This is a genomic window from Clostridium sp. KLE 1755, assembly GCF_000466465.2.
Classification (GTDB): domain Bacteria; phylum Bacillota; class Clostridia; order Lachnospirales; family Lachnospiraceae; genus Eisenbergiella; species Eisenbergiella porci.
This window is the reverse complement of sequence record NZ_KE992736.1, coordinates 188,977-202,381: the sequence shown is the minus strand read 5'-3', so window position 1 is coordinate 202,381 and position 13,405 is coordinate 188,977. Positions and strand designations below refer to the sequence as shown.

General features: G+C 51.9%; 12 protein-coding genes. 4 read left to right on the top strand and 8 right to left on the bottom strand.

Annotation, left to right across the window (positions count from 1 at the left end; translation table 11 throughout):
- The first annotated feature begins 170 nt into the window (after positions 1 to 170).
- From HMPREF1548_RS18665 to HMPREF1548_RS18650, 4 genes are all read left to right on the top strand, one after another.
- Positions 171 to 854 carry a phosphoribosylaminoimidazolesuccinocarboxamide synthase gene (locus HMPREF1548_RS18665; protein ID WP_021638005.1) on the top strand — a complete coding sequence of 228 codons (684 nt, stop codon included), beginning with the start codon at positions 171 to 173 and terminating at the stop codon, positions 852 to 854.
- A 134-nt stretch (positions 855 to 988) separates the two neighbouring features.
- The gene (locus HMPREF1548_RS18660; RefSeq protein WP_021638004.1) at positions 989 to 1,912 is read left to right on the top strand and encodes a LysR family transcriptional regulator; all 924 of its coding nucleotides are present in this window, start codon (positions 989 to 991) and stop codon (positions 1,910 to 1,912) included.
- The gene (locus tag HMPREF1548_RS18655) at positions 1,909 to 2,517 is read left to right on the top strand and encodes an HAD family hydrolase (RefSeq protein ID WP_021638003.1); all 609 of its coding nucleotides are present in this window, start codon (positions 1,909 to 1,911) and stop codon (positions 2,515 to 2,517) included. The genes HMPREF1548_RS18660 and HMPREF1548_RS18655 overlap by 4 nt, the downstream gene beginning before the upstream one ends.
- A 65-nt stretch (positions 2,518 to 2,582) precedes the next feature.
- Positions 2,583 to 3,863, top strand: coding sequence for a Gfo/Idh/MocA family protein (locus HMPREF1548_RS18650; protein ID WP_021638002.1), 1,281 nt, complete (start codon positions 2,583 to 2,585; stop codon positions 3,861 to 3,863).
- A 131-nt stretch (positions 3,864 to 3,994) separates the two neighbouring features.
- Here the strand turns inward: HMPREF1548_RS18650 and dgoD are convergent, their stop codons facing one another.
- The 8 genes from dgoD to HMPREF1548_RS18610 form a co-directional block, all read right to left on the bottom strand.
- A complete protein-coding gene (gene dgoD / locus HMPREF1548_RS18645) occupies positions 3,995 to 5,143 on the bottom strand; it encodes a galactonate dehydratase (protein WP_021638000.1) in 1,149 nt (382 codons plus the stop codon).
- A 1-nt stretch (position 5,144) separates the two neighbouring features.
- A complete protein-coding gene (locus tag HMPREF1548_RS18640; RefSeq protein WP_021637999.1) occupies positions 5,145 to 5,786 on the bottom strand; it encodes a bifunctional 4-hydroxy-2-oxoglutarate aldolase/2-dehydro-3-deoxy-phosphogluconate aldolase in 642 nt (213 codons plus the stop codon).
- Positions 5,787 to 6,248: 462 nt separating this feature from the next.
- Positions 6,249 to 6,821, bottom strand: a complete 573-nt coding sequence (locus HMPREF1548_RS18635; protein ID WP_021637997.1) for an RpiB/LacA/LacB family sugar-phosphate isomerase — start codon at positions 6,819 to 6,821, stop codon at positions 6,249 to 6,251.
- 32 nt (positions 6,822 to 6,853) lie between these two features.
- Positions 6,854 to 7,705, bottom strand: a complete 852-nt coding sequence (locus tag HMPREF1548_RS18630; protein ID WP_021637996.1) for a carbohydrate ABC transporter permease — start codon at positions 7,703 to 7,705, stop codon at positions 6,854 to 6,856.
- Positions 7,702 to 8,607 (bottom strand): carbohydrate ABC transporter permease, encoded by a 906-nt coding sequence (locus tag HMPREF1548_RS18625; RefSeq protein ID WP_198168655.1) that lies wholly within the window; start codon positions 8,605 to 8,607, stop codon positions 7,702 to 7,704. Before HMPREF1548_RS18625 ends, HMPREF1548_RS18630 begins: the two co-directional genes overlap by 4 nt.
- Before the next feature lie 94 nt (positions 8,608 to 8,701).
- On the bottom strand, positions 8,702 to 10,072 hold the full coding sequence (locus HMPREF1548_RS18620; protein ID WP_021637994.1) for an ABC transporter substrate-binding protein: 1,371 nt from the start codon (positions 10,070 to 10,072) through the stop codon (positions 8,702 to 8,704).
- 77 nt (positions 10,073 to 10,149) lie between these two features.
- Entirely contained in the window at positions 10,150 to 12,360 is a 2,211-nt protein-coding gene (locus HMPREF1548_RS18615) for an alpha-L-rhamnosidase-related protein (RefSeq protein WP_021637993.1), read from the bottom strand.
- Positions 12,347 to 13,324: an alpha/beta hydrolase fold domain-containing protein gene (locus HMPREF1548_RS18610; RefSeq protein ID WP_021637992.1), complete on the bottom strand. Its 978-nt coding sequence runs from the start codon at positions 13,322 to 13,324 to the stop codon at positions 12,347 to 12,349. Before HMPREF1548_RS18610 ends, HMPREF1548_RS18615 begins: the two co-directional genes overlap by 14 nt.
- Between the last annotated feature and the right edge of the window lie 81 nt (positions 13,325 to 13,405).

The following is a 13,405-nucleotide window of genomic DNA, read 5'->3' as shown; positions in this document are numbered from 1 at the left end:
TGCGGGAAAAGGCATGCAACAGAGTGATATAATTAAAACCAATATCAGATATAATAATTATTGATTTTACTTATATTAAATTTTGTAATATGATGAATGTAAACGGACCCGGAAAGCGGCCTGAACCACCGTTTTTACAAAAAATAAAACATACAAAGGAGTCTTAAATCATGGAAAAACTTTACACAGGTAAGACAAAAGATGTTTATCAGCTGGAAAACGGCAACGTTCTGCTGAAATTCAAGGACGACTGCACCGGAAAAGACGGAAAATTCGATCCCGGTGAAAACTCTGTAGGCCTGACAATCGAAGGCATCGGCAGAGAGAACCTGAAAACCTCCGTTCACTATTTCGAACTGCTTAAGGCAGCCGGCGTAAAAACCCATTATGTAAGCGCAGATGTGGAAAACGCCACCATGGAAGTTCTTCCTGCAACCGTATTCGGCCATGGCCTGGAAGTAATCTGCCGTCTGGTAGCAACCGGAAGCTTTATCCGCCGTTACGGCGAATATATGGAAGACGGCACCCGCATTGAAGGCGGCTATGTTGAGACTACCTTCAAGGATGACGCAAAGGGCGATCCGCTGGTAACAAAGGATGCACTGGCAGTGCTGGGCGTTATGACTCCCGAAATGTACGACAGCATGAAAGAGCAGACCCTGGCTATCACAAAGGTTGTTGCCGATGATCTTGCGAAGAAGGGCATGGATCTGTATGACATCAAGTTTGAGTTCGGCTATGACAAGAACGGCGAGGTTATCCTGATCGACGAAATCGCCAGCGGCAATATGAGAGTTTACAAGGACGGAAAGATCGTAGATCCCATGGATCTTACCAAGATGATCCTTGCATAATAAGCATCCCTTATCCGTTCTGCATTACAGTTATCCACACTGTTGCATTTGACAGAAACAGACATAATCCCTTATACTGAAGTTCGTTACAGGCTGCCGTCTGAAAGGATGGCAGCCAAGGAAAACGGCCTGGTATGAGGGATTTTTTTATGATGGCAAATCTGGAATATTATAAAGTATTTTATCATGTGGTCAAATGCGGCTCGGTCACCCAGGCCGCCGGAGCGCTGTCGCTCTCCCAGCCTGCGGTGAGCCAGAGCCTGAAGCAGCTGGAGACTGCGCTGGGCGTGGTACTCGTTAAACGCACCTCCCACGGCATCACCCCCACAGCGGAAGGGCGGGAGCTTTTTTCCTATGTGGAAAAAGGCTATGAACAGTTCGAGGCGGGGGAAAAACGGATTCTGCAGATGTGCAACCTGGAACGTGGGGAAATCACCATCGGCGCTTCCGATATGACGCTGCGTTTTTTCCTGCTCCCCTATCTGGAACGCTTCCATGAAAAAAATCCGGGAATCAAGGTTTCTGTGACAAATGGGCCGACGCCCGCCACCATGGATCTTCTGCGGGAAGGGAAAATTGACTTTGGCGTAGTGTCCGGGCCGATTCTTCCGGAAGACGGCATCGGCATGCTTCCTGTGAAGGAAATAGAAGATATTTTCGTAATAGGGAAAAATTTTTCCCAGTATGCAGGAAAGACGCATCCCTTAAAGCTTCTGGAGCAGCTCCCGTTAATCACCATGGAGAAGCCCACCAGCACAAGGAAATATGTGCAGAGCTTCCTGGAAGAAAGAGGCGTCCGCATCAATCCGGAATTTGAACTGGCAACCAGCGATATGATCGTTCAGTTTGCGCTGCGCAATCTGGGTGTGGGAAGCGTTGTGCGGGACTTTGCGGCGCAGGAGCTTGCCAGCGGGGAGCTGATGGAACTGAAATTCGAAGAGCCGGTGCCGGTGCGGGATTTTCTTGTAGTGACGGATGAAAGAAGCCGGAAAAGCCTGGCCGCGGCAGCGCTTCTGGAAATGATGAAGGATACATTGAAACGAGGAGAAATAAAATGATCAAGACAATTATATTTGATATCGGAGGCGTGCTGGCCGGCTTTGACTGGCGCACTTTTTATGAGGGGCAGGGCTTCGGCGGGGAAATGATTGAGCGTCTCGCCGATGCCACGGTCAGAAGCGAGGTCTGGAAGGAATATGACAGGGGCTGCCTGACCGATGAGGAAATCCTGCGGCGTTTCGTTGCAAACGACCCTGAAATTGAAACGGAAATCCGAAAGGCACTGGATGATTTCCATGGCCTGGTGACAAAATATGACTATGCGATCCCATGGGTGAAAGAGCTGAAGGCAGAGGGCTTCCAGATTCTGGTCCTCTCCAATTTCTCACAGAAAGCCTTGCGGGAATGCTGGCATGGGCTGGATTTTCTGCCCTATGTGGACGGCGGCATCCTTTCCTTTCAGGATAAGCTCATCAAGCCCATGCCGGAAATCTATCATCTGATTCTGGACCGGTATCACTTAACCCCCGGGGAATGCGTTTTCATGGATGATACACAGCCTAACGTTGATGCGGCAAGGGCCATCGGGATCCATGCCTTCCGGTTCGAAAACCAGGCGCAGGCTCGGGAGGAACTTAAGAAACTGGGCGTGGGGGCCGGCTGAAGCACTTATCTTTTTAACCCTAAATACCCTTCTGTCTGTCAAAAACACAAAGGAGATTTTCCTATATGATAAATCCGGTAAAAGTGATCGTCGTCGGCATGGGCGCACGGGCAATGATTTATGCAGGGGAGGCCTTATCGCATCCTGAGCTTTTTACCATCGCCGGCATTGTTGACATCAATCAGGAAAGGGTACATGCGGCGCAGCAGCTTTTTCATGTTCCCGACAGCCATTGCTTCAGGACGGTGGAAGAGCTTACCGCTGTCCCCAAATTTGCGGATGCCGTGATTAACTGTACCATGGACCGTCTGCATGTGGCAACAACGATCCCACTGCTCAAAAAAGGCTACGATGTGCTTCTGGAAAAGCCCTTTGCTGTAAATCAGCAGGAAGCCGATGCCCTTTTGCGGTGCGCCGATGAGACCAAACGGACCGTCATGATCTGCCATGTGCTCCGCTATGCGCCTTTTTACAGGGAAATCAGGAAGATATTGGGAAGCGGTGAAATTGGGCGGATCATTAATATCCAGATGAATGAACAGGTCAGCTATTTCCATGAGTCCGTTTCCTACGTGCGGGGAAAATATGCCTCGCCGGAATTGTGCGGCTCAGGAATGCTTTTATCTAAATGCAGCCACGATCTGGATATCATGGCCTGGCTGATGAAGGGAAATCTCCCGAAGACCGTGGCCAGCGTCGGTTCCGTCTTTCAGTTTATCCCGGAAATGGCCCCTGAAAATGCCGGTACCCATTGTCTAAACAACTGTCCTGCCGAACGAAGCTGTGCATATTCCGCCAAAAGGCTTTATATCGAAAATCCCCAGCGGTGGGCAAATAACATCTGGCATGACAGCGGGGTTTCTCAGCCCACGGCGGAGGAAAAAATAAGGCTGCTGTCCGAAGCCGATAACCCCTACAGCCGCTGTGTCTACCGCTGCGGGCTGAAAATCGTTGATCATCAGTCCATCCTGATCGCATTTTCCGACGGGGCAACCGGCACCTTCTCCATGAACGGCGGGGCGGCGGCTTCCGGCAGGAATATCCATATTACCGGCACAAAGGGCGAGATTATCGGCAATTTTGAAAGCCAGCAGTTTTCGGTGCGCCTCATAAAGCCGGAGCATCCGGGAGGGCAGATCAGCCGCATCGTCGATGTCTCCGCCGACCAGCTCGGCAATCCTCACGGGAATGGGGATCAGGCCGTCGTACAGGACTTTTTCTCTTTGCTGCGCGGCGAGGCCGCCTCTTTCTGCTGCACCACCCTGGCAGACTCCATGGTGGGACACAGGCTGGTCTTTCTTGCGGAAGAATCACGGGAAAAAGGAGGGGAATCAGTGAGGTACTGACTGCGTTCCTCCTGATTCCCCATTTAATTTTTGCTTCTTTACCAATTCCCTGATGTACTTTCTGCTGCCCTGCCAATTCCACGATGGATTGTCCTCCGCCCCATCAATTCCACGATGAATCCTTAGCCGCCCTACCACTCGGCAATGGAACCGTCCGCATGTCTCCATACAGGATTTTTCCAGTTATGGGGCGTGCGGTTTTCTTCCTCCACCAGCTCCTTATTTACCTCCACACCAAGGCCCGGCTTCCGGGGCAGGCTGACAAAGCCGTCCGTAAATGCAAAATCCTCCCGGTTATTCACGTAATCCAGGACACTTTTCCCCACATTGTAATGAATGCCGATGCTCTGCTCCTGAATCACCGCATTATAGCAGGTGGCATCCACATTCAGGCAGGCGGCCAGGGCTATCGGCCCCAGAGGGCAATGGGGCGCGAGGGCCACATCGTACGCCTCTGCCATAGACGCGATTTTCTTCACCTCCGTAATGCCGCCGGCATGGGACAGGTCAGGCTGGATAATATCCACGCCGCCCGCATGCAGAAGGCGTTTGAAATCCCACCGGGAATACAGGCGTTCCCCTGTGGCAATGGGGATGTTGCACGCTGCCGCTATCTCTGAAAAGGCTTCCATATTTTCACACAAAACCGGCTCCTCCAGAAACATCGGGTCAAATTCCTCCAGCTTTTTCGCCAGAACCTTAGCCATTGGCTTATGCACGCGTCCGTGGAAATCAATAGCAATCCCGAACGCCCTTCCGCAGGACTCCCTGATCGCCGCCACCCGCTCCAATACGACGTCAATTTTGTCATACGAATCAATCATCTGCAGCTCTTCCGTTGCATTCATCTTAACCACGGTAAAGCCTTCCTCCAGCTTTTTCCTGGCCGCTTTGCCCACATCCGAAGGACGATCCCCGCCAACCCAGGAATACACCCGCATTTTATCCCTGCAGGCGCCACCCATCAGCTCATATACCGGCGCCTGAAACAGCTTTCCCTTGATATCCCACAGCGCCTGGTCAATTCCGGAAATGGCGCTCATCATAATGCCGCCGCCCCGGTAAAAGCCCGCCCTGTACAGCGTTGTCCAGATATCTTCAATTCGCGAAGGGTCTGCCTGCAGGAGATAATCCTCCATTTCCTCCACACAGCGCAGCACTGTCCCCGCATGTCCCTCCAGGACAGCTTCTCCCCATCCGGTGATTCCCTCATCCGTTTCGATCTCCACAAAGCCCCATCTGGGCCGTACCAAATAGGTATTCACCTTTGTTATTTTCATGTTATCCGCGTCCCCTTACCTTCTCTATTTTATCAACCATAGCTCTGACGTACGCCGCACAGGCTTCCCAATCCCCTTTTACCGCCGCTTCCTTTGGCACCAGGCTGCTGCCCAGCCCCGCCCCAATACAGCCCTGCCTGAAAAAATCCGTCAGGTTTTCAGGCGTCACACCGCCGATTGCCACATACTCCGTATTGTCAAAAGGCCCTTTCAGAAGCTTCACATAGCCGGCAGACATCCCCCCTGCCGGAAACAGCTTGAGCGTGGAAAAACCATACCGCAGGCACAGCGCCACATCAGAAGGCGTGAGGACTCCTGGCATCATCATAATATCATTCTCCTGACAGTAAGCCAGCACCTGTTCATCTGACGACGGCGACAGAAGGAACTGCGCCCCGCTTTCCACCGCCTTTTCCGCGGCTTCCGCCGTCAGCACGGTTCCCGCCCCTACCAGGATTTCCTTTCCAAAACTGTTTCTGATCAGGCGGATTTGCTCCAGCGCGTGCGGCGTATTCATCGCCACTTCAAAAAAATGGACGCCTCCCCTTATAACCGCCCCCACATAATCCTCCGTCTGCTCCAGCGACACATTGCGCATAATAGCCAGCAATGGGTTTTCCTGTACGGTTTCCCGCATATCCATAGCTTATTGTTCCCCCTTTCCCAATGACGGTGGATGCCGTTATGCCCTCCGGGACAGGCACTTGCTGTCCTCCCGGCAACCGATATGGCATCCGCATAAAACCAACATTATATTATCATATTACTACTTTTATGCCCGGCATAGAAGGTATTATATTGTTGGATTTTCCCGGGCAAATTTTTGTGCAGGGAAACTTTTGTGTGGGGAAACGGAAAACAGTATGGTACAGCTCCATCAGGGCCTTATTCACATTTCAAACAACCAAAAGAAAGCATTCTGGGAACATAACGAAGGCTTTTACTTATCATCCACATAAAGAAATACACCTACCGAAAAAGCCTGATCCGTCGTGGTGATTTTCATGTATCCATTATATTTTTCTATATATTTCCTAATATTTTTCAAACTTTTAAGGGGCTGCCGCATTAGCGAACAGCCCCTCCTCATCCTTTATATTCCCCATCAATAAGCATGCCCCAAAGGCTCCGGTCCAAGCGGCGCCTTTCCGGGATTAATTATCTGAAAACCATTTGCCTTATATTCTTCATAATCGAAATTCTCCAGCTCATCATATCCAAGCTTATGATATTCGTAGAAGCCTTCCCAGTCCTCATAGCCGTCGCCCAGCTTATGCTCCAGGAATGCATCCGCCATGGCCATTCCCGTACGCGGGGCCACATAATAACCGCCCATGGCCATCACATTGCAGTTATTGGCCGTCACGCACCGCAGGGCGGCAGGGACGGTTTCAACGACCGCGCTGTGCACATGAGGACATTTGCTGGCCGCGATATGGATCCCCATCCCGGTTCCACAGAACAGCAGGGCACGTTCAAATTCCCCCTCCGCAACCATGGCCCCGGCTCTGAGGCCGATGCGCTGGTACATCTCCGGCTCTCCCGTATCCCCGGCCTTCATGCCCACATCCGTAACCGTCCAGCCGCGTTCCTTTAAATGCTTTACCACTGCTTCCTTTAATTCAAAGCCGCCGAAATCAGCCGCCACCAGAATCTGCTTATCCTTTACCATTTTCATTCCCTGTTTCCTCCGTTTCCCAATAATCTCCCCTACCCTTTGACACCGCCGCCCGTAATGCCGGATACGATTTTATCCGACAGCAGCAGGTATAAAATAAAGGTGGGAAGGAACACCATCATAACAGCCGCAAAAAGCCCGGCCCAGTTTCCCGTATAGGTCATTGCCGTAATTATATTTTGAAGGCCCATTGACAGGGTGCGGATTTCATCGTTCCCGTTGGCAAAAATCAGGGCCATAAAATACTCATTCCAGGTATTCATAAAATTAAAAATCGTTACGGTAATAATTCCAGGCGAAGCCATGGGAACCATGATCCGCCAAAGCGCGCCCGTCTGGGAACAGCCGTCTATCCTGGCAGCCTCCGCCAGCGCGGAAGGGACGCTTGAAAAGAAGGCGGTCAGGAAGTATACCGTATACGGCACATTCAGGGTGGTGTATAAAATAATCAATGTAATCAGATGCCCCACAAGCCCCGCGCGCACAAACCAGCAGTAGAGCGGAATGATGAGCATAACCTGCGGAATGCTCATGCCTACCACAAAAATATTGAAGGTCAGCTTCTTGCCGATAAACGTTTTCTTCGAAAGGACATAAGCCGCCGGGGCAGAAATAAGGATAATAAATGCGCAGGACAGCGCGCTGCAGAGGATACTGTTGATAAAGTAACGCCCCACGTTATTGTCCTTCCACACATTCGTATAGTTTTCAAGATGGACACCGCTGTCCAGAAGCGTCCCTGAAAAGATTTCCCGGGTCGTGCTGAAGGAAGCCAGAAGTATCCAGCCGAAGGCAAAGACAAAAAATACCACCCAGATGACAAGAGGGATATATTTTAACACCTCCAGGGCACGGTGCACGGTAAAGGTACGTTTTTTCTTCAATACTCCAGCTCCTCCTCTCTCAGTACTTTGTTCATGATAATATAGATTATCAAAACCAGAACCGCAACCAGCACGCCTACCGCCGCACCGGCTCCCACATCCAGGACTGTGCCTGCATTGGCTGAACCGAATACCTTGTTATAGAGGAAATAAACAGGGGTTATCGTCTCCACATTCGCCCTGGAGGAGAACATTTTCGCCCAAACGAAAAAGTTTACGCTGGTGATTGTCCACAGGGTCACGCAGGTACGGAATACATTCCGGATCAGGGGAAATGTGATCCGCCAGAACTGCGTCCAGCTGTCCGCTCCGTCCAGACGCGCGCTTTCATATAAATCTCTGGGAATCCGCTCAATCCCGGAAAGAAAAATCAGCATAAAATAGCCCACGCTTCCATAAACGAAGGAAAGCAGCATGGCCCAGAACAAATACTGCGGCGAGGTCCAGTTTATTTCCTCCAGTTTTTCCATTCCCAGAGTGCCGAACAGCTGCTTGAGCATGCCGAACTTATTCTGGAACACATACTGCAGCCACATGGTGGATAATGCTACGGCAGATATGCTGTTAGGCAGATATATCGCAGACCGCCAGAAGCGTTTTCCCTTTACGCCTGACGCCAGGATGACCGCAAAAAACAGCGCAACGGATAAGGTTAGGATACCGCCGATTAACCATATTTTACCGATATTCCTGAGAGATGCCAGAAAAACGCTGTTTCTGAACAGCTCCGTATAATTCCGGAGCCTGACAAATTTCCAGTCCGCCATATCACTGCTGATGCTGGGCAGTTGATTCAGGCTCATCATAACCGTACGGATTATGGGGTACGCAAACATCACAAGAAAACACAGCACCGCCGGTCCCAGCGATATCAGCATAAAAAGCTTTTCTCTTTTTTTCAACCTTCCGTCTCCTTTCAGCAGGGAAAGACCGCCGCATTCGGACCGGTACCCTTCATGCGGCAGCCCCTGATATCATTACTGCATTGTAACTGTATTACTTCAGCTGGGATTTGATTTCCTCTACAAACTTCGGCGCATCAATATCACCTGCAAGCAGCTTTGTGAACGATGCATTGATAATAGCGCGGACATCCGCATCCTCCAGGTTGCTTCCGCCCCATACGAAGGCATCCGTACTTTCTTCCATAAGCTCTCCCACACAAACCAGGTTGTCGGGAAGAGTAATTCCGTTAATGACCGGAATACACTGTGCTTCATCCGCAAGCGCCTGCTGGGTCTTAACTGATGTAAATTCCGCAAGCAGAGCCACTGCTTCCTCCGGATGTTCACAATCCTTGTTTACACCGTAGAACTGGCAGCCGGTGGTATAAGTGGTGTATGGATACTTTGAGCCTTCCGGCGCGGGGAAGAACATGGCGCCCCACTGGAAATCATCACCTGTAATCTCCGCCACTTCATTGGGAAGCCAGGAACCATTATAGTACATGGCAGCGGTGCCCATGGCAAATTCACCGTTCTGGGCCGCCGGGAAAACGTTGGAGCCTACGGACTTTGCAAAATATCCTTTTTCACGCAGCTCCTGGAAATCCTCCGCCATCTGCAGTATGGCCGGGTCATCCCACAGCTTGCCGGTTTTATCCGTCAGAAGCTCTCCCACCCAGTCAACATCCTTGATCATGGCAAGATAATGGCCGTACATGCTCTGCTGATATGCATCATCCACCGTAATCGGATCATAACCTGCATCCTTAATCTTTTGGCAACAGTCAAGGAACTCATCCCATGTGGCAGGCATTTTGTCAATCCCGGCTTCGGCAAAAATTGCCTTATTGTAGAACAGGGTCCCCACGAACGGCTGGGAAGGGATATAATACCAGGATTTTCCGTCAGAGGTATAGCTCTTCGCAAAGGAAGCCATTCCTTCGGTGATGGAGCTTTCAAACTCCGTCCCTTCCATATACGGCGTCAGATCCATAAGATAATCCTCGCCGAGGTTTCCTGTGATTTTGCTGAAATCACCTTCCACAATATCAATCTTGTTGCCGGAATCAATACTGGATCTCAAAATATCACGGACATCGCGTCCCGCCCAGTTCACTTCCACCTTACAGCCCGGGTTATTTTCCTCAAAGCGGGCAATCGCGGCCTTCAGGACCTGTGCCTGTGTCTCATTTTCGCTCCACTGCGCCCAATAGCTGAGAACGATATCTTCCTTCTGTCCGCTTTCGCCCTGCGCTTCCTGCGCAGGCTCCGTTTCCTGTCCGGTGCTGCTTCCTTCGGTCTGTACCGCTTCCGCCTGCCCCTGATCCTTTTGATTCTGGCTGCTTTCCTGAGGCTTGCCGCCGCAGGCCGTCATTGACAGTACCATTGCTGCCGTCAGCAGCAGTGCACATAATTTTTTCATCACTCTTCCTCCTTTATTGATGAAATAAAATATATTTTTTCTCCAGCTGTCTGGAGGTAAAACCTTTTTTATTTCCGTTATTTCCGTTTTGTTCCGAATTCCATATACCCTTGCGGGGATTTCAGTATGCCGCTCACCCTGCGGACTCCGCAGTCCACCCGCTTCTCCTGCCGCCAGCGCCCCGGTTTTTCCGGCTTCACTCCCAAAAGGTACGCGTCGTACAGGTATACAGGGATGCCGCTCCAGCCATGGCACAGGCTGCCGGCCCCGTCAAAGGCTTCCGGCCCCTGATCCGTTTCCCAGAAGGCTGTCGCTCCTGAAAACAGCATGCTTCCCCACCTTTCCGTAATCTGGCCAAATACCGCCTCTCCATAAATATCAGGTTCCTCCAGCAGCGCCTCGTATTTGAAAATACTGTGGCTCAATGTTGCAGCCAGCCAGCGGCCTTCGCAAAGCCCCTGCCGCAGCTCGGCCCTTCTCTGCGCCGGACAAGCCTTGGTGTACAGCGCCAGCGCCTGAATCAGCTCCGCATACTGAAGCCTTTGATTGTCACGCAGGAAGGAGGCGTACGCTCCGTTTTCCTCATCCCAGAAGGCCTCCAGGCCTTCCGCAAGCGCCCGGCATTCCTGAATAAGCGCCCCGGCGTTCCGGCCCAGATATCCATACAGGGCTGCCATCCGCTGCAGTGCAAGAAGGCCAAACAGCTGCAGCCCCGCATCTGCGGATGGCAACAGCAGCGATTCATGCTCCATGGGCTGCCCGTCCAGCAGTTCATTCCATTCGTAAAAATTCCAATAGCCCGGCTCCTGATAGCAAAAGGCCGTCCCGTTATGTATATGGCCGCGCAGGCTGTCCAGGATTTTATCCGCGGTTTCAAGCATCTCTTCACCGAAGGCAAGGTCACCACTGTATCTGCAATATTCCTCCAACGCAACGATAAAAGCCAGGCTGAAGCTCGGGATGTTGACCGGCACCCTCGCTGGGGCGCACAGCTCTAAAAGTCCGTCTTCCCGCTGGGAAAGAGCAAGCAGCCGCAGATTTTCCCGCGCGTAGTCAAATTCCCCGAAAGCATAATAGCCGCAAAGCATCTGATTTCGGCTGTCAAAGCCGTAAAGCGCCTGCTCCCGCCAGGGACAGTCCTCATAATGCTCATGCATGCACAGGTGGAGCGTCCGCTTTGCCGTCTCATAAATTTTAGTGTGCAGCAGGCTGCCGCACGCAAAAACCGGAGCTTCATCCACCGGATATTGTACCTCAAGCAGTCCGGCTTCATAGATGACTGCCTCCCTGCAATGGATAAACAGCTGCAGATACCGGCAGCCCAGGCGGCGGAAATAGTGCACGAAACGGCTGCGTTCCGGCCCGGAAGCATATGCCGCGGCAAAGGATCTTGCGCCCACGCTTGTTCTTACCCGCAAATCCTGAAGATGCTCCCCGAAGCCAATCTCTATTTCGGCAGGGACCGGGGTTGTAATATCCAATGCCAGGTAACCGCTTGTCATTCTTTCCAAATCAAGGGCGAGAAACAATCCGTCCTTCTCCTCTGTCTTCAGATGCAGCCCGGAAGGCCTGGGCAGCTCCCTTCCATATTCACCAGGATTATAAGCAAGACCCGATAATTCCCTGTAATAAAGCCCTGCTCTCTGAAGCCGTTCTCCGATGCTGCCCTCCGCTTCCATACGGAAGACCCCCTGCGTCATGATCCGGGCCTTCCGGCAATCCTTTACAAGCAATTCCTTTACGGGCCGCTTAACCAATCGGGCCTCCTTCTGGACAACAGCCGCCTTTTCCCACAGCACAGGCTCCGGCGTGTGGCAGCGGAAGGTCATTCCCAGCTGCGGAGTGATGTTTTCCACCTCTCCCTGTATATAGCCCGGAAGGAGCCTTGCCCGGCAGCTTCCGCCGCTGCCGCATAAAAGCACATTCCCCTGCCGGATTTCAAACCGAAGCCCCGGGGGCTCACGGCGGCAGACCGAGCTGTCCCTGCCGGGATACCAGACCCTGATTTCCAGCAGATTCTCACCTCTGTGGAGAAACGGTGTGATATCCGGTGTCTGCACAGCCTTGTAATCCGGGAAATCAGCATATTGGGCCGACGGAATATACTGCCCGTTCACAAAAGCCGCATACTGGCCTTCCACGCTGATATGGAGCTTAACCCGCTCCTGCGCCTGCGCCGGCCGGAAGCTTCTCTGAAACTGCCCGTAGCAATTGCACTCCGGGGCCCCACACAGCCAAATCCATTCGGAGCAGGGAGAAAATAAGCCTTCCCTCTCATTTATTGCCATCGCAAGCCCCCCTGTCCTTTCCTTTTGTATCACAGGCCGACATCAGCCTTTGTTCCTCCTCTGGCAGATACAACCTGAGGAAATCCCCCATTTTCAATACCGCCGCCTCCGCTTCCGGAAAATCCCCAATAAAAATCGGCCAGGAATGCGGCATATGGTCCCCCACTATCAGTTCCACCTGGTTTCCCGCCCTGCGGCTCTTCCTGTAAAAACGTATGGCATCGTCAAAAAGGAGTTCATCCGTTCCCACATATAGCTGCATAGGCGGCAGCCCCAACAGATCCCCGTAAAGAGGCGACAGCCATGGGTGCGTTTTATCCCGGCCCGGTGCATACAGCTCCGCCACATCGCTTATAATAAAGCTGTCCTCCGCAAGGATATAATCAAAATCCGCCATCTCCGTATGGCTTCCCTCCATGGTATCCATGAAGGTAATCGGACTCATCAGAACCGCTGCCGCCGGCATGGGAAGCCCTTCCTCCTTCAGCCTCAGAAGCAGCGCCAATGCCAGATTTGCACCCGCCGACTCTCCCGCCAGCGCGAGATTCTGCGCCCTCCAGCCCTTCTCAAGCAGCCCTAAATAGAATGAATAACAGTCATCCATACCTGCCGGGAAGGGATCCTCCGGCATCAGCCTGTAATTGAAATGTACCGCGGCAAAACCGATTTTTTTTGCCATAGGCGCCAGAAAAATACGGGTCTGACGGATACTTCCCAACGACCATCCGCCTCCATGGATATACACCATCGCTTTATTCCCCGGACACCCTTCCGGAACCAGCCACTCCGCCTGTAGATTTCCAATGCGGGTTTTGTGCTGTAAAACCCCGGGACAGCCGGCATCCTCCGAAGTAATGCGCTCTTCCTGAAGCTGCCGCAGCCTGGCATACCCTATCCTGCGGGGATTGTCAAAGGGGGAGGTACGAAATTTTTCTGCAAAATATAAATACTCTGAACTTGGCATAATAGCAGCTCCAATTACAGTGACCTGTTTGAAATCACGGCTCTGATTTCTATGTGATTATGATAACATCCTGTTGATACG

Bases quoted from the DNA above. Each gene is read 5' to 3' on its own strand.
- HMPREF1548_RS18640 (WP_021637999.1), bottom strand. From the start codon at position 5,786: ATGGATATGCGGGAAACCGTACAGGAAAACCCATTGCTGGCTATTATG.
- HMPREF1548_RS18610 (WP_021637992.1), bottom strand. From the start codon at position 13,324: ATGCCAAGTTCAGAGTATTTATATTTTGCAGAAAAATTTCGTACCTCC.
- HMPREF1548_RS18665 (WP_021638005.1), top strand. From the start codon at position 171: ATGGAAAAACTTTACACAGGTAAGACAAAAGATGTTTATCAGCTGGAA.
- HMPREF1548_RS18635 (WP_021637997.1), bottom strand. From the start codon at position 6,821: ATGAAAATGGTAAAGGATAAGCAGATTCTGGTGGCGGCTGATTTCGGC.
- HMPREF1548_RS18615 (WP_021637993.1), bottom strand. From the start codon at position 12,360: ATGGCAATAAATGAGAGGGAAGGCTTATTTTCTCCCTGCTCCGAATGG.
- HMPREF1548_RS18660 (WP_021638004.1), top strand. From the start codon at position 989: ATGAGGGATTTTTTTATGATGGCAAATCTGGAATATTATAAAGTATTT.
- dgoD (WP_021638000.1), bottom strand. From the start codon at position 5,143: ATGAAAATAACAAAGGTGAATACCTATTTGGTACGGCCCAGATGGGGC.
- HMPREF1548_RS18650 (WP_021638002.1), top strand. From the start codon at position 2,583: ATGATAAATCCGGTAAAAGTGATCGTCGTCGGCATGGGCGCACGGGCA.
- HMPREF1548_RS18655 (WP_021638003.1), top strand. From the start codon at position 1,909: ATGATCAAGACAATTATATTTGATATCGGAGGCGTGCTGGCCGGCTTT.
- HMPREF1548_RS18620 (WP_021637994.1), bottom strand. From the start codon at position 10,072: ATGAAAAAATTATGTGCACTGCTGCTGACGGCAGCAATGGTACTGTCA.